The following is a 15,511-nucleotide window of genomic DNA, read 5'->3' as shown; positions in this document are numbered from 1 at the left end:
ATGGCCGGCCCCGCCCTCATCCCTGCTGGTGATTTCCGCACCTCCTATGCGGCCGACACCACGATCTTTCCGACCACGACCAGCCGCAATTTTGCGATCGCCGGCGTGCTGCTGCTGTGCTTCGCACCCCAGTTCTTCAGCGGATACTGGCTCAGTATCCTGATCCAGATCGGCATCTTCTCGATCGCGGCGCTGGGGCTGAACATCCTGGTCGGCTTCACCGGCCAGATCTCGATCGGCCATGCCGCCTTCTTCCTGCTCGGCGCTTTCACCTCGGCCTACATCTCCAACAACGCGCCAATCCCGGTGTTCTTCTCGATCCCGCTTGCCGGCATCATCACGGCACTGGTCGGGCTGATCTTCGGCATCCCGGCGGCGCGCCTGAAGGGGCTCTACCTAGTGATCGCGACACTGGCCGCGCAGTACATCCTGCTCGACTTCTTCTCCCGCGCCGAGTGGTTCACCGGCGGCTCGGTGCCGGCGAGCGCAAATACATTCTCGATCTTCGGATATACGCTGCGCGGCGACAGGCAGTATTTCTACGTTGTGCTGGCCTATGTGCTGGCGAGCTACATCCTCGTCACCAACCTGATGCGCACCCGCGATGGCCGTGCGCTGGTGGCGATCCGCGACCATTATCTCTCCGCCGAGATCATGGGCATCAACCTCACGAAGTATCGCACGCTGTCGTTCGGCCTTGCCGCGTTCTTCGCCGGCATCGCCGGCGCGCTCTATGCGCACTACCAGCTCGTGGTATCGCAAGAGGGTTTCGGCATCGAACGTTCGATCCTGTTCCTCGCCATGATCATCATCGGCGGCACCGGTTCGATCATGGGCACGCTGATGGGTACCGCGTTCGTGGTGCTGCTGCCCGAGACGATGGAGTTCCTTAGCGTGGCGCTGAAGGGCGGCGCGATCGACAAGGCGCTGTCGCTCAACAACAACATCACCTTCCTGCGCGAGATCGCGATCGGGGTGATCATTATCGCGTTCCTGATGTTCGAGCCCGACGGGCTCGCGCATCGCTGGCGACAGATCAAGGCATACTGGAAACTCTACCCGTTCTCCCATTGAGCGCGGGCAACTCTCTAACCAACAAATAAACAGGAGGAGGCAACCAATGAAGACAAAATCCCTTTTGAGCATCGCGTCGCTTGCGCTGGCGATCGCCGCATTCTCGTCAGGCGCGCAGGCGCAGATCGCGATCGGGCATCTCGCCGATTATTCCGGCGGCACGTCGGACGTCGGCACGCCCTACGGCCAGGCCGTCGCCGACACCTTCGCCTGGGTCAACAAGAACGGCGGCGTCGGCGGCAAGCAGCTCAATGTCGACACCAACGATTACGGCTACCAGGTGCCGCGCGCGATCGCGCTCTACAAGAAGTGGTCGGCGCCCGACTCCAAGGTCGCGGCCATCATGGGCTGGGGCACGGCAGACACCGAGGCGCTGACCGGCTTCCTCGCCCAGGACAAGATCCCCGACATGTCCGGCTCCTATGCCGCCGCGCTCACCGACCCCGAAGGTATCAGCGGCAAGGCCAAGCCCGCGCCGTACAACTTCTTCTACGGCCCAAGCTATTCGGACTCGCTCCGCGCCATGCTGATGTGGGCCGCCGAGGACTGGAAGGCCAAGGGCAAGTCCGGCAAACCGAAATTCGTCCACATGGGCGCCAACCACCCCTATCCCAACGCACCGAAGGCCGCCGGCGAAGCCATGGCGCAGGAGCTCGGTTTCGAGGTGCTACCGCCGCTGGTGTTCGCGCTCGCGCCGGGTGACTACAGCGCGCAGTGCCTGAGCCTGAAATCCTCGGGCGCCAACTACGCCTATCTCGGCAACACCGCCGCGTCCAACATCTCGGTGATGAAGGCCTGCAAGACCGCCGGAGTCGACATCCAGTTCATGGGCAATGTCTGGGGCATGGACGAGAACGCCGCCAAGACCGCCGGCGATGCCGCCGATGGCGTGATCTTCCCGCTGCGCACCGCTGTGAGCTGGGGCGGCGATGCGCCCGGCATGAAGACCGTGATGGAGATCTCGAAGATGTCCGACCCGACCGGCAAGGTCTATCGGCCCGTGCACTACATCGCGGCGGTGTGCTCGGCGCTCTACATGAAGGAGGCGATCGATTGGGCCGCCAAGAACGGCGGCGCCACCGGCGAGAACGTCGCCAAGGGCTTCTACCAGAAGAAGGACTGGGTGCCGGCAGGCATGGAAGGCGTCTGCAACCCCTCGACCTGGACCGACAAGGACCACCGCGGCACGCTGAAGGTCGACCTCTACCGCACCAAGATTGCGGGCGCGACCGACGGCGACCTCAACGACCTCATGGCCAAGGGCGCGATCAAACTCGAGAAGGTCAAGACCGTCGAGCTGCCGCGCAAGCCGGAATTGCTGGGCTGGTGAGCTTAGCGCTCACCTCACACACAAATGTCATCCCCCGCGAAGGCGGGGGATCCAGTACGCCGGGGCCTCTCCGTGAGTCTCAGGCGTCTCTGGAATACTGGGTCGCCCGGTCAAGCCGGGCGACGACAGCGGAGTATGAGGCATGACCGAAATTCACGAAGCAGCAGCTCGCCCCTCCCCGACCGTCGTATCCGCGCCGCCTCTCCTCGCCGTGCGCAACATCGAGGTCGTCTATGACGATGTCATCCTGGTGCTGCGCGGTCTCAGCCTCGACGTGCCCAAGGGCGCGATCGTGGCGCTGCTCGGCGCCAACGGCGCCGGCAAGTCGACGACGCTGAAGGCGATCTCCGGGCTGCTCAAGACCGAGGACGGCGAAGTCACGCGCGGCGAGATCCTGTTCGAGGGCGAGCGCATCAACGGCATCGATCCCGACAAGATCGTCCGCCGCGGCATCTTCCAGGTGATGGAGGGCAGGCGCATCGTCGCCGACATGACCTCGCTGGAAAATCTCAAGCTCGGCGCCTTCACCCGCAGGGACCGCGAGGTTGGCGCCGATCTCGACATGGTCTTCAACTATTTCCCGCGCCTGAAGGAGCGCACCGGACTGGCTGGTTATCTTTCCGGCGGCGAGCAGCAGATGCTCGCGATCGGCCGCGCGCTGATGGCGCGCCCGAAGATGATCCTGATGGACGAACCCTCGATGGGTCTGTCGCCGCTGCTGGTGAAAGAGGTGTTCTCGATCATCCACAAGATCAATCGTGACCTCGGCGTCACCATTCTCCTGGTCGAGCAGAACGCCCGCGCTGCGCTGTCGGTGGCAAGCCACGGCTACATCATGGAGCAGGGCAAGGTCGTGCTCGACGGCACCGCGGACGAATTGCGCGACAACGAGGACGTCAAGGAATTCTATCTCGGCGGCGCCGGCGACCAGCGCAAGAGCTTCAAGAACCTCAAGAGCTTCAAGCGGCGCAAGCGCTGGCTCTAACCTTCCAATACCTGTTCCGCTTCCGTGACTGAGCAGAGAACATGATAGAACGACGACGCAGGAATGGTGTCGATCAGCGATTTGCCGTCGCGCTCGAACTGGTCGTACCAGCCGCCCCGCACGGGATGGCTGAGATAATGGCGTTCGAGCCGCGCCAGCGCCATGCGCGCCTCCTCCGCCGCGCCCGCCTCGCCGGATTCGGCCTGCGCGATCCACGCCTTCGCAATCTCGGTCTGTGGCCACAGCCGGCGCGTAGTGCGGCGAATGTTGCCGGCGTCGTCACCCTCGTCGATCAGGCAGCCGGTGGCCTCGTCGCGATAGCGCAGCGCGGTTTCCAGCAGCTCGGCGCGCCGCTGTCTGGTCGGGCAGCCCGTGATGCGTTCGAACCCCTTCAGCAACCAGACCCATTCCGCCTGGTGGCCGGGCTCGACGCTGACCGGCGCGATCTTCGACCAGTCCTCTTCGAAATATTCGCCGAGCGCGCGCGTCCGCTTGTCGTAGAGATTGGCGAGGAACAGCGCGAAGAACTCGCCGGCACGGTTCTGGAACGACAAATCGTGGGTCGCGTCGAAGCACGCGATCATCGCCTCGAACAGATGCATGTGCGGGTTCTGCCGGCGCGGCAGCGAAACCGGAAGGCCTTCGTGGACGCCGCCATGCGGCGAGCGCAGATGGCCATCGAGGAAGGCGAGCAGCGCGTCGATCTCGGCGCGAATTTGTGCGTCCTGGTCGAGCGCATAGACGGCCGCGAGCGCAAACAGGATGAAGGCGTGGTCGTAGGCATCGCGCCGGCCGTCCAGCACCGCGCCCTCCGGCGTCAGCCGGTGCACGTAGCCGGGCCGGCCGTCGGGCGCCTTTGCTTTGGCGAGCAAATGCTCGAGTCCCTTCAGTGCGATGGCGCGCCCCTCAGGGTACCAGCCCATGTGCGCGGCCTTGGCGTAGCACCAGATCTGACGAGCCTGCACGAACACCCGGCGCGGCGCGGCGCTGTCCGCCGTGCCGTCACGATGCAGCCGATCGATGAAACCACCCGCGCCATGGTCCCAGCCGACCGTCGACCACAGCGGCAGCGCCTCGTCGATCATGCGGCGCTTCAGGCGCGCGACGACGTCCGCCACCTCGTCGGCCGCACTGATTCCCTCATCCGCCATCGCGTCCTCTTCAAACCTCGCCAATGGCCGTCTGATACCCACGCCGGCGGCGGCGCGCAACGGATGCCAACCCGGAAAGATGAGCCATGACCGCCCATTACGACGCCCTGGAGACGCGCGAACAAGCCGCGCGCGAGGCCGATCTGTTCTCCCGCCTGCCAGGCGTGCTGCGCTCTGCGATGACCGCGCCCGCCTATGCCGATCGGCTGAAAGGCGTCGATCCCGCCGCCGTGACCTCCAGGGCGGCACTGGCGGGCCTGCCGGTGCTGCGCAAGTCGGAACTGCCGGCCCTGCACAAGGCCTCCACGCCTTTCGGAGGGTTCGTCGCGGCGGCGCCCGGCTCATTCGCCCGCCTCTTCACCTCCCCCGGACCGATTTTCGAGCCGGAGGGGCGGCAGGCCGACCCTTGGCGCGGCGCACGGGCGCTGTTCGCGGCCGGGTTCCGGCCCGATGACATCGTGCTCAACACCTTCAGCTACCATCTCACCCCCGGCGGCTTCATCTTCGATGCGTCAGCCCGCGCGCTCGGTTGCGCCGTGATCCCGGCAGGTCCAGGGAATACCGAGCAGCAATTTGAGCTGATCGAGGCCTACCGTCCCATCGGCTACAGCGGCACGCCGGACTTCCTGAAGATCTTGCTCGATGCTGCCGCAAGCTCGGGCCGCGACGTCTCCTCGATCAAGCGCGCGCTGGTCTCGGGCGCGGCCTTCCCGGCCTCGCTCCAGGCCGAGATCAAGGCGCGCGGCATCGACGCCTACCAGGCCTTCGGCACCGCCGATCTCGGCATCATCGCCTTCGAGACCAGCGCGCGCGACGGCATGGTCGTGAACGAGGATCTCATCATGGAGATCGTCAAGCCCGGTACCGGCGATGCCGTGGCGCCCGGCGACGTCGGCGAGATCGTCGTGACCTCACTCGACCCGCACCATCCCTGGATCCGGCTCGCTCTCGGCGACCTCACCGCGGCACTGCCGGGGACCAGCCGCTGCGGCCGCACCAACATGCGCATTAAGGGCTGGATGGGCCGCGCCGACCAGACCACCAAGGTCAAAGGCATGTTCGTCCGCCCCGAGCAGGTCGCCGAGATCGGCAAGCGCCATTCCGCGCTCGGAAGATTACGCCTCGTCGTCACGCGCCAGGGCGAGACCGATGCGATGACGCTGAAAGCGGAAACGGCGACGGCGAACGATGCGTTGCGCGAGGAGATTGCAGGCACCTTGCGCGCAGTGACGAGACTCGGAGGCGAGGTTGAATTGGTGAGGCCGGGCGCGCTGCCGAACGACGGCAAGGCGATCGCGGACGAGAGATGAAATCAGCGCCTGGAGTAGCTTCCGATCAGGCGCGATCAAAGCCTGCGGCGGCGAAAGAAATTCAGACGTTCTTGGGCGATGAAGGCGGGAATAGTGGCGGCGATAGCATTGACCAAAGACTCGACTGATCTGGCAGCTGCCCTTCCAAGCCCGCTCTTGAGCTTGGCAATGTCCATTTCGATCGGATCGAGCTCGGTCGAATGGGGGGCCAGGTAGAGGAGCCTGGCGTCTGACGCCTGGATTGCGATGGCGGTCTCGGCCCGGTTATGCGCCGCAAGATTGTCAATCACCACGATATCGCCGGGCTGAGCGTGGGCACACGAAGACCTGCGTCACGTAAGCCTCGAACGCCGGACCATCTATGGGGCCGTCGAGGACCATCGGCGCAGACATACCACTCGGCCTGAGCGGGCCGACGAAGGTCATCGTCCTCCAACGGCGTGCGGAAGAGCTGCGCCACAGCGCTGGCCGCGAGGCGAATGGCCATAAAGCCGTGCCATCGTGGTCGAGGCTCCCATCGTCTCGTCGATGAACACCAGCCGGCCGCTCTCGATCTCCGGCTGAGACGCCTTCCACGTGGCGCGGTCGGCGCCACTTCCGGCCAATCCTGGTCGCTCGCGTGCGATTTTTTTGAACGTGGATATTGCGGCAATCGAAGAACCGCCACACCACGCTCCGTACTCGCCGTACTCTTTCAAGAGATGGTCGGCGATCTCGGCCAGCGTCATATCAGGTGTGGGCCCCGACCAGGGCGAGGATCTCCGCCGCATGGCTCTCCCCCCGAGCCAAGCGCCGGTCTCACCTGCGCACGCGCTAGCTCGGCGTCGACAGGCGGCTTCGTCCAAGGTGCAGCGCTCGTCTGCTGAAGCTCGCAGCATAGCCGATGAAGAAGAACAGCAGCGCATCTCTGCTTATCCGTCCGTGCGCGATTGTGAGAAGGCCCGTAAACAGGAGCCCGCACGCAGCGAGTCTTGCTTCCAGGACATGTCGCACTAGCGACAAAGGGGCGATCACCGCAAACAAGGCGAGCAGTGCGAGCGCGACGCCAGCTACCCAGCCGAATTCAATGAAGGCCTGCAAGATTGTGTTGTGGATCTCAACGTCAGGCACACAGCTAAGGGGCATGAACCGGTTCATGCCGATTCCGAAGAAGCCGGCGCTGGGCAACAACGCGAATGCCTCGCTGTAGAGCTGCTTCCGGATTGCGATAGAGTTATGGATGTCGATCGGTGGGCAAGATCGTTCGGATCCACTGCCGGCAGCAACGCTTTCGGCGTCGTCGAACCTGACCTCAATCGCCGTTGCTGACGTGGCGCTGCTCGCAACTGGGGACATTCGAGGTGCGATCTCCAGCCTCGCAACGGTTCCCAATACCAAGCCGACGACGAGAACGCATAGCATTGTCAACGGCGGCCATCTCTCCGAACGCGCGCCGAACACGGTCGCGCCAGCGAGAGCGAAGCCAATTGCGACAAATGTGAAACGTACAAACGACGCCGCAAACATAGCTACCGGAATAGCCAGCAGGAATGCCGCAGCCAACATCGGCGCAGTCATCCGCCGCGTGCAGCCCACGGCGATCATCAGAAAGCCGAGAGATAGCGTGAATTGGGCCGGCGCAGCACCGAACCGGCCAAACATGAGCGGGTGCGGCTTCCCGAACGGGTGCTGCCACTGATCAACCAGAGCATTGATGCTTGCAACCGTACCAACAAGGACGATCGCCGCGATGATAATCATGAATCTTGGGGGGGTCTCTTTCCCGCTGCGAAATAAGCGGCCGGCCGGATATGCGGCCAAGGACAAGAGCAACAGAACGGCCTCTCTTCGATCGCCATCAATTCCGTGAATGACCGTCGACACGGCGACCCCACCCACAAACAGGCAAAAAAGGATGTCGGCCGGATTCGGCTCAAACTCCCTCCAGCGTCCAAGCAGGAGCAATGCCAGGGTCGTTCCGCATACGAATGCTGCTGTGAATGCCGAGCCTACGCCTGCGAGCCCCTGGGCAAGGACCAATATAGGTCCGGTGGACACGTACAGAGCGAGGATGCTCCACCGGTCAAAGAAAATTGCCATGCCCTCCTCATCGACCGCCGCACGGGCTATGGGTTAGCCAGGCATTGTTCAAGCCGGCGCGCGCAACGCACCTCTAGTGCGCCTGATTACGGGGAACCTACTGCAACGACTTTCCGCTTTCAAGCGGACGCTCATTGGTGATATCGAGACCGGCGGCGATATGGACATCGCCCATCTTCGAAGCTTTCAAGCCAGGGTCAGGCTTTCCTGGAACGGCAACTGAATTGCTCATCCTCAACGCCAATAAAGCGCTTTCTGAGCTGGCTCTACCGCCGCCAGCCCGGACTTGAGCACGCCGGCTACGCCGCGCAGGTGGTGGCGCGGAACGCCAGCCTGTTCGGCGTCGCGGATTTCTATTCGCGCAATTTCGCAAGGCTCGGGGCACATCGCGAAGGACATCCATGTCAACAACGCCTGGATGCAGACGGCATGGGCACGCGACCAGGGCCTTGCCGTCGATCCTCCTCCTCCGGCCGGCACGCTTGCGTGCAGCCTCGTTTTTGCCGTGGCCGCAGCGCACGGTCTCCCGTTCAAGCCGGTCCTGCGACCGCTCGCGCGCAAGATCGGGCTGAGCCCGCGCCTCGATGCGCAATCACAAGAGATCCTGCTGGCGCAGATCGAAGATTTCAAACCTGATCTCATGCTCAACCAGGATCTCTTTCATGTCGATACACGACTCGCGCGGCGGATCAAGGGAATTGTTGGCCGATGCTGGTGGGTCAGGTCGGCATCTCTCCGTCGCACGGCGAGGACTCTGTCTTTGATCTCCTGATCTCGCAACTGGCCGCGGCCGTGAACTTCTTCCGCGCGCGCGGAGGTGGTGCATCTTGCGTTCGAACCGGAGATCCTCGGCGTCCTGCCACCACCGCCAGACCGCAGCATCGACGTTTCCTTAGCCGGCGCATTTTCGGCCGATCACCAGCAACGAGTTGCGCAGCTCGAGGCGGTGGCGCGGCGCTTTGATCTGAAGCTGTTCGGCAGCGGAGGGCAGGCGCTGCCCGCAGCCTCGCCCCCGCACCGGTGCTATCAGGACGAGGTGTGGGGCGTCGAGATATATCAGGCCTTGCGGTCGTCGCGCATCACGCTCAACTCGCATATCGACATGGCTAGTCGTGAAGCCGGCAATGGGCGCCTATTCGAGGCCACCGGCGTCGGCACGTTCCTGCTGACCGACTACAAGGACACTTGCATACCCTCTTCGAGCCGAACCGGGAAGCGGTCACTTGGCGGTCCGCCGACGAATGCGTCGCCATGATCGATTGCTATCTCACCGACGACGGGAAGCGAAAGGCTAGCAAGGCGGGACAGGACAGGACGCTATCGTCACACATATTCCGCCGACGCGTCGCCGACATCCTGCAATTCGTCACCCTGAGAACCAGCCGGGCGGCGGTCCGGCGATCATGCACCAGACGCGGTGTGGCCAAAGGCCAACGCGCCGCGGCTTGCCTCTGAAGGCAGCGGTGGTGTGCGCGACCCGGCCGTGTCACTGATTCCGCGCGCTGGGGATCGTTTCGGATGCCACCTGGAGCGGAACTTGGGTCGTCGCCCGTTCCCACCAGGATGGGCCTGACATCAGTCGTCGGTAGATCCGGCAATCGAGAAGTCCGAAGACATAGCCTGCGGCCGTGCCGATTGCAAAATAAAGGAAGAACCAGGCAAGGCCGTGCTGTTGCAACACGCGCGCCGCGACGATGATCGCCGGGAAATGCAGCAAATAGATCCCGTAAGACGCATTGCCCAATGTGGTGGCCAGACGCGACTTCAGATCGAGATCGGCAACGGCCAACGTCAGGCTCGCTGCGGAGATTCCAAGGAAAAGAAGCTTGTGCGCGGCATATTCAGGAAAGGCAAAGCTCACGCAGAATGCGACGAATGCGACCGCGCACAACACCGGTCGACCAACCGTCCTCAGCCGCTCGAAATGAATTCCACAGATCACGCCCATCGGAAAGACTTGCACGGGGGGCGACCATAGAATCGCTGGAAAGCCCGGGAACGTATACACCCCGACGCTTGGAGCTGCGGCCACGACATTCACGATCAGTATCCAGCAAAGTGCAAGAATGGTCAGAGTTCGGTCGCTGAAGCGAGCCCAAAACACGGCTGCGGCGATGACGTAGAAGGTGATCTCAAATGCAAGCGTCCAATAGGGGATCGTGAGCGTACTGTTGCTGACCGTTGATGGGTACAGCAGCAGCGACGATGCGCTTGCGCTGATCGGCGAATGAATAATCGCTAGTGAAGTAGCAGCAACGATCATGGCCAGCCAGTAGCTGGGATAAATCCGAAGCCACCGATGCCGGATAAAGTCGCTCACCGTCTTCGTTCGTTGCAGCGCGATAACGAACCCGGAGATTGCGAAGAACAGGATGACACCGTACGATGTCATGCGTATCGGAGTATAATGGTTCGCGACATAAGTCGCATGCTCGCCGACGACATAGATCGCCGCCACAGCCCTGAGCGCATGTATGCCCTGGAAAAATCGCGGCACTTTAGCCATATCGGCAGTCTACTCCAGAATCCGGCTCGGACATGTCAAGCCAATCACGAAAATCAAGCTGTGTGCGCGTTCCGAGGCCGCGACCACTAGGTTGGACAATCAAGCACCGAGCGTCGGGAAGGTTGCGCTCCGCGACGACGACACGCGGCGGACAATAAGGAACAACGCTAGAGAATGAAAGCCGTCCCATGATGCAGTTCCGCCAGATGGAGATCGACCAAGGCCGGACCGACATGGTCCGCAGAGGCCGGCGCAGCCGAAGCGGCGCTCTGCCAAAGGAATTGATCCTGGAACGGAGCAGAGTTGAACCCAGACTTGTCCGTCGGTTCGCCTGCGGCCAAACGAGACCAATAGGTTTGCGCCGGCAAGAAGTAAAAGGAAGTGTCAGCCGCCGTGCCGAATACGCTCGTCAGGAGCGACGACCCATTGCTGGCGCCGACTATCGTCGTCATGAGCACGCCGATGGTACCATCCCCGTTCAGGTCCTGCTGGAAGCTGGACTCTGCGCTCTTGAGGGCGGAATTACTACCCGACACGAGGCTCAATTGGTAGGAGGTGAAATTGCCGCTGCTGTCGGTATTCCAGATCAGATACTGATCGGTGCTGCGGTACTTCCACGCAAGCTCGTAGCCGGTACCGCTCTGCTCTGCTCCGATGGGCACCCAGCCTCCAAACGAGCCTGCGACCGCTGGCGCGCCGCCTTCGGACAACTCGGGCCCCGTGCCCCCGGCAACGGGGTTGAGGAAATAATTGCCCCCGACCTGCACCAGCTCGGTCGAACCATACGCCTCGATGACCCTCGTACTGACCGTAACGGGAGCGCCGATCACACCATCCCCATTCAGATCTTGATGGAAGCTTGTCTCCGCAGACTCCAGGGAGGCATTGCTGCCCGAGACAAGTCCCAGTTGGTAGGAGATGAAATTGCCGCCGCTGTCCGCGTTCCAGATCAGGTACTGATCAGCGCTGCCATACTTCCAGGCCACCTCATAGCCGGAGCCAGTCTGCTCTGCTCCGATAGGCACCCAGCCTCCGAACGAGCCTGCGACCGCGGGAGAGCCACCTTGGGACAGCTCGGGCCCCGTGCCTCCGGCAACGGGATTGAGGAAATAATTGCTTCCGACCTGGACCAGTTCGGTCGAACCGTACGCCTCGATTAGTGTCACCGGAACGCCGACAACACCATCCCCGTTCAGGTCCTGATGGAAGCTTGTCTCGGAAGCCTCGAGGGAGGCGTTGCTGCCCGAGACAAGTCCCAATTGGGAGGAGATGAAATTGCCGCTGTTGTCGGCGCTCCAGATCAGGTACTGATCGGCGCCGCCGTACTTCCAGGCGACCTCATAGCCGGCGCCGGTCTTCTCTGCGCCGATCGGCACCCACCCTCCGAACGAGCCTGCGATCGCGGGAGAGCCACCCTGAGACAGCGTAGGGCCTGAGCCGCCGGCAACCGGGTTGAGCAGGTAGTGGTTCGCGACTTGCACCAATGCAGTCGAGCCGTAGGCTTCAATGGTCACCGGAACGGGGATTCCGATTACGCCATCACCGTTCAGATCCTGATGGAAACTTGTTTCCGCGGCCTCCAAGGAAGCGTTGCTGCCCGACACTAGTCCCAGTTGGTAGGACGTGAAGTTTCCGCTGCTGTCGGCATTCCAGATCAGGTACTGATCGGTGGTGCCGTACTTCCACGCAACCTCGTAACCGGAGGCCGTCTGCTCTGCTCCGATCGGCGCCCAACCTCCGAACGAGCCCGCGACCGCCGGTGACCCACCCTGCGAAAGCTCCGGGCCCGTGCCGCCTGCAATCGGTTTGAGAAAATAGTTGGATAGAACCTGAACTAGACTGGTCGAGCCGTACGCTTCGATGACTACCGGCGTGCTGGACGTCAAGTGAAATCCAAGCGCGTCCAGTTGTTTCAGGTCCACCGCTGATAAGACTTGGGTCGTCGTGCTCGTGTAGTACTCGTTGAACGGATCATTCGGTCCCTGCACACCGCTGTTGAGGTAGTCGCTGGCATCGGAAACCCGGCCATAATCGGCCAGCTTGGTCGAACCTCCATCCACAGAAAAATAAGAGGCGGGAGCAGTGGCGCCACCCTGGAACAGTCGTACACTAGGACTGGTGAATCGGAAGAGATCGAAAACATCGGGCGCTGTGCCGTACGGAACTCGTCCGAGTGCGTGCGTCAGCTCGTGAAGAGCGACGCCGACGATAAGATTGGGATTGATGTCGGCAGCGAAAGTCGCACTGCCATCGTCCGTGGTCGTATTGTTCGCGCCCAGCAGTCCCCACAGCTTCAGTTGCGAATTCCAGACCGCAACACTCGATTGTCCCTGGATCGAGGTGCCGCTCGGCAGGGCACTGAAGATGGAATCGCCGAGACTCGCATTGTTGATCAGATCGCTTCTTACAAGCGAGTAGCTTTCGTAGAGCCCGTTGTCAGGACCAGCCGCCGCGCCGCCCCCGGTCCCGCTGATGTCGACTTGAAGATTGACCGTAATCTTATCGATGATCGACGATGCCAGAATCGACGCGGCCTGCGCAATACCGTCTCTCAAGCTGGCAGAGGCTGCCATCGCAGCGGAATCGAAGATCAGATTGATGGTTAGGCCACCTGAGGACACGGTTTCCGTGGAGCCGGTCGTAGCGGCCATCGTGCCGGTAGACAAGCCTCCCGAGATTGCCCCGCCACTATTGATACCCGCTGGAATATAGGTCGCTGAAATCGCCTCTCCGTCGACATTGAACGTCGGATCGTCGGACATGGGAAACAAATCAAACTGCCCAAGTTTCCACGGCATCGACTCGCCCCTCAGTTCAGTCTCTCGCCTGTACCGCCGCTACAGGGGTTCGGGATGGCGCTTACGACAACCATAACCAATGCATCTCTCCTGACAGACTTGTCGGCGGCCGACACGCGCTCGACAATAATTTCAGCCTTTATTCCTAAACCTTTGGTTTAATTTGGGCAGACGGCACGGTTCGCCCCCCAATAACCATGTGTTAATAGCAAACCCGGTGTTTACACGGGCTGTGGAACACGCGACTGCGCTGTGCGGCCCGTCTGCTCCGAAGGCTCATCGCGCTATCGCCTCGAATCATCTGCTGTTGGAGAAAAGCCCGTCACTGCCTAGGACGCCAGAGGGGATCGCAGGCATGGCGCCGGTCCGTGATTCCTCGATCGCCGTCCGCCGATAGATAGGAACTTGCGTCAAGCGGGCGCGCAAGCAATTCTCGAGCTGATCATCGGCCGCCGTGGCGACGATCCGCTCGCCAAGAAGCGCGGTCCGAGTTGAAGCGCCTGTCTGCCAATCCGGACATCGCCTTTGAACCGATCTCAAAGAGATCGGATGGGGTGAACTCCTCTGCTTTGCGGGGACGGGAACCACTGTCCGCTCGGGCGAGCGATGCCAGCTTTGCCGTCCTTCTCAATCTCGTCGCGAGCTTCTCGCAAGCCGCAAACTGTAAACACGCCTTAGGTTAGCACGGAATGGCCGAAATTGCGCGCTCGCGAAAGCGCCGGAACGCAAGCGGGCTGGCGAGCGCCCCGATGATGATGAGCCAGAGAGCGCATTCGAACATAAAGTGCGCGGCTCCGGTTCCGGGTACCAGCCGCGCGATAATAGTACCCAAGCCCCATCCCGTCGCGAGAACCGCCAGCGAGAGTCCGAACAGCACCCCGACATGACGAATCGGCCGCTGCAGAGTGTCCCGCAGCACTGTCAGGGTCAGGATCCCGAACTGAACAGTGAATTCGCTGGCGACAATGGAAATGGCCGCGCCCAGCGGGCCAATCCACGGAATCAGCCCGATCGAAAACAGCAGGAAGGCTGCAAGCTGAAGCGGCTTGCTGCGGACCAGCAGATCGCCACGATTGCTGAAATTGGCGAATCCAAGCGCGAGGATCGAAGGCGCCGCAGCGCTCGCCCCCAGCAACAGCACGATGGTGAGCGCCGGATCGTAGGGAACGCCGCCTCGAGTCCAGAGCATGAAGAAATCCGGCCCAAACGCCAACAGGCCCGCGACGATCGCGCTGGCGAGCAAGCTCACGAACGCCGATCCCTGCGCATACAGCCGCCTCAGCCGCTCCTTCTCGCCGACGGCATAGTCGTGACCGAGTTCGGCGGCGAGCGGCAGCGTGACCTGGAGGCAGAGCATGCGGACCAGACCAGCAATGATGCGCGTCAGCGCCCATTGCGCAACCGCTACTCGGTCCGAAACAAATGAGCTGACCAGCAGGACGGGCGCATTCAGTAACACCATGTCCGTGGCTCCGGCCAGCCCAAAGGGAAGCCCCAACCGAAACTGGCCGATGTACCACCGCCAGGATTGCGGCGGGTTGCTGTCGCTGCGAAGGAATCGAAACAGTCGTGGCGCATCGACAACGACGAAATAGATCGCGCCGAGCAGTTGCATCAATGCGTAGGCAATCGCAACGGCCAACAACTTGCCAGTGGCGACCACCGCAACGAGTTGGGCAACCTGCGCCCCCATCATGGCGCCACTTTGGATCCAGATTGCACGGCCATAGCAGCCGCGCGCCCGATACAGCGCCGAGCTCAGATTGGATGGCAAAGAGAGCAAGGTGCCGAGAGTTATCACCGCGAATGCAGCGTCGAAATCCGGCGTCGAGCCAAATCCCAGCACTGCGGAGGGTGGCAGGAGCCACATGCAAATGAGCATCGCAATTGCGAGGACCGCCACCAGCCCAAGGTAGAACCGGAGCATGGCCCCGTAGAAGCGACCGCTGCGGCCATCGCAATCGGCGGTCGCCTTGAATGCGAGAAAACGGTTGATCGCACGCAGCTGCAGGCCTCCATCGGCGATCAGAACGAGGCTGGCTGCGGCATACATGGCGAGCCAGGCGGCAAGCTCGCTGCTGGTCCAGAAGTGTAGGAAGATCGGTACCAAGAGCACTTGCTGGGAGACGCCTAAACCCATTTGGACAAGGCTCGCCCACCAGCCTTGGAAGAGACGGCGCGCTCGGCTGCCACCGGGAGCGCGCGCGCCGGACGCACAGCCCTCGCGTGCTGCGGTCGAGGATTCGGTTGCTGTCGAAACCTTCTGGATCAAACGAAC

At 62.3% G+C, this 15,511-nt stretch carries 14 protein-coding genes and 1 pseudogene; 7 read left to right on the top strand and 8 right to left on the bottom strand.

Translation table 11 applies throughout. The annotated features are described in order from the left end of the window. From ACFQX9_RS37965 to ACFQX9_RS37955, 3 genes are all read left to right on the top strand, one after another. Complete coding sequence (locus tag ACFQX9_RS37965) at positions 1 to 1,074, top strand: branched-chain amino acid ABC transporter permease (RefSeq protein ID WP_377792081.1); 1,074 nt, start codon at positions 1 to 3, stop codon at positions 1,072 to 1,074. A gap of 46 nt (positions 1,075 to 1,120) precedes the next feature. Next, positions 1,121 to 2,404: an ABC transporter substrate-binding protein gene (locus tag ACFQX9_RS37960; RefSeq protein WP_377792080.1), complete on the top strand. Its 1,284-nt coding sequence runs from the start codon at positions 1,121 to 1,123 to the stop codon at positions 2,402 to 2,404. Positions 2,405 to 2,546: 142 nt separating this feature from the next. Beyond that, positions 2,547 to 3,389, top strand: a complete 843-nt coding sequence (locus ACFQX9_RS37955; RefSeq protein ID WP_377792079.1) for an ABC transporter ATP-binding protein — start codon at positions 2,547 to 2,549, stop codon at positions 3,387 to 3,389. Here the strand turns inward: ACFQX9_RS37955 and ACFQX9_RS37950 are convergent. Continuing rightward, positions 3,386 to 4,540, bottom strand: a complete 1,155-nt coding sequence (locus tag ACFQX9_RS37950) for an AGE family epimerase/isomerase (protein WP_377792078.1) — start codon at positions 4,538 to 4,540, stop codon at positions 3,386 to 3,388. The genes ACFQX9_RS37955 and ACFQX9_RS37950 overlap by 4 nt on opposite strands. Before the next feature lie 86 nt (positions 4,541 to 4,626). On the opposite strand from ACFQX9_RS37950, the gene ACFQX9_RS37945 reads away from it, so the two are divergent. Then, the gene (locus tag ACFQX9_RS37945; protein WP_377792077.1) at positions 4,627 to 5,850 is read left to right on the top strand and encodes a phenylacetate--CoA ligase family protein; all 1,224 of its coding nucleotides are present in this window, start codon (positions 4,627 to 4,629) and stop codon (positions 5,848 to 5,850) included. 35 nt (positions 5,851 to 5,885) lie between these two features. On the opposite strand, the pseudogene ACFQX9_RS37940 reads toward ACFQX9_RS37945, so the two are convergent. The 4 genes and pseudogenes from ACFQX9_RS37940 to ACFQX9_RS37925 all read right to left on the bottom strand — a co-directional run. Then, positions 5,886 to 6,158, bottom strand: a pseudogene (locus tag ACFQX9_RS37940) (transposase); the annotation flags it as partial. 114 nt (positions 6,159 to 6,272) lie between these two features. Then, positions 6,273 to 6,578: a hypothetical protein gene (locus ACFQX9_RS37935; protein WP_377792075.1), complete on the bottom strand. Its 306-nt coding sequence runs from the start codon at positions 6,576 to 6,578 to the stop codon at positions 6,273 to 6,275. Between the two features lie 85 nt (positions 6,579 to 6,663). Beyond that, positions 6,664 to 7,929: a hypothetical protein gene (locus ACFQX9_RS37930; RefSeq protein ID WP_377792073.1), complete on the bottom strand. Its 1,266-nt coding sequence runs from the start codon at positions 7,927 to 7,929 to the stop codon at positions 6,664 to 6,666. A 97-nt stretch (positions 7,930 to 8,026) separates the two neighbouring features. Further along, the gene (locus ACFQX9_RS37925; RefSeq protein WP_377792072.1) at positions 8,027 to 8,161 is read right to left on the bottom strand and encodes a hypothetical protein; all 135 of its coding nucleotides are present in this window, start codon (positions 8,159 to 8,161) and stop codon (positions 8,027 to 8,029) included. Positions 8,162 to 8,347: 186 nt separating this feature from the next. Between ACFQX9_RS37925 and ACFQX9_RS37920 the strand changes: the two genes are divergently transcribed. From ACFQX9_RS37920 to ACFQX9_RS37910, 3 genes are read left to right on the top strand one after another with little or no spacing between them, the layout of a single operon-like run. Continuing rightward, positions 8,348 to 8,701, top strand: a complete 354-nt coding sequence (locus ACFQX9_RS37920) for a hypothetical protein (RefSeq protein ID WP_377792071.1) — start codon at positions 8,348 to 8,350, stop codon at positions 8,699 to 8,701. Between the two features lie 45 nt (positions 8,702 to 8,746). Then, positions 8,747 to 9,184 (top strand): hypothetical protein, encoded by a 438-nt coding sequence (locus ACFQX9_RS37915; protein ID WP_377792178.1) that lies wholly within the window; start codon positions 8,747 to 8,749, stop codon positions 9,182 to 9,184. Next, complete coding sequence (locus tag ACFQX9_RS37910) at positions 9,115 to 9,384, top strand: glycosyltransferase (protein ID WP_377792070.1); 270 nt, start codon at positions 9,115 to 9,117, stop codon at positions 9,382 to 9,384. Before ACFQX9_RS37915 ends, ACFQX9_RS37910 begins: the two co-directional genes overlap by 70 nt. 31 nt (positions 9,385 to 9,415) lie before the next feature. Here the strand turns inward: ACFQX9_RS37910 and ACFQX9_RS37905 are convergent, their stop codons facing one another. From ACFQX9_RS37905 to ACFQX9_RS37895, 3 genes are all read right to left on the bottom strand, one after another. Next, positions 9,416 to 10,435 (bottom strand): acyltransferase family protein, encoded by a 1,020-nt coding sequence (locus tag ACFQX9_RS37905; protein ID WP_377792068.1) that lies wholly within the window; start codon positions 10,433 to 10,435, stop codon positions 9,416 to 9,418. A 167-nt stretch (positions 10,436 to 10,602) separates the two neighbouring features. Further along, positions 10,603 to 13,233 (bottom strand): NF038122 family metalloprotease, encoded by a 2,631-nt coding sequence (locus ACFQX9_RS37900; protein WP_377792067.1) that lies wholly within the window; start codon positions 13,231 to 13,233, stop codon positions 10,603 to 10,605. A 679-nt stretch (positions 13,234 to 13,912) separates the two neighbouring features. Continuing rightward, the gene (locus ACFQX9_RS37895) at positions 13,913 to 15,343 is read right to left on the bottom strand and encodes a hypothetical protein (RefSeq protein ID WP_377792066.1); all 1,431 of its coding nucleotides are present in this window, start codon (positions 15,341 to 15,343) and stop codon (positions 13,913 to 13,915) included. Positions 15,344 to 15,511: the final 168 nt, after the last annotated feature.

Source organism: Bradyrhizobium sp. GCM10028915, from assembly GCF_042666195.1.
Classification (GTDB): Bacteria; Pseudomonadota; Alphaproteobacteria; order Rhizobiales; family Xanthobacteraceae; genus Bradyrhizobium; species Bradyrhizobium canariense_D.
This window is presented reverse-complemented; position numbering and strand designations above follow the sequence as displayed.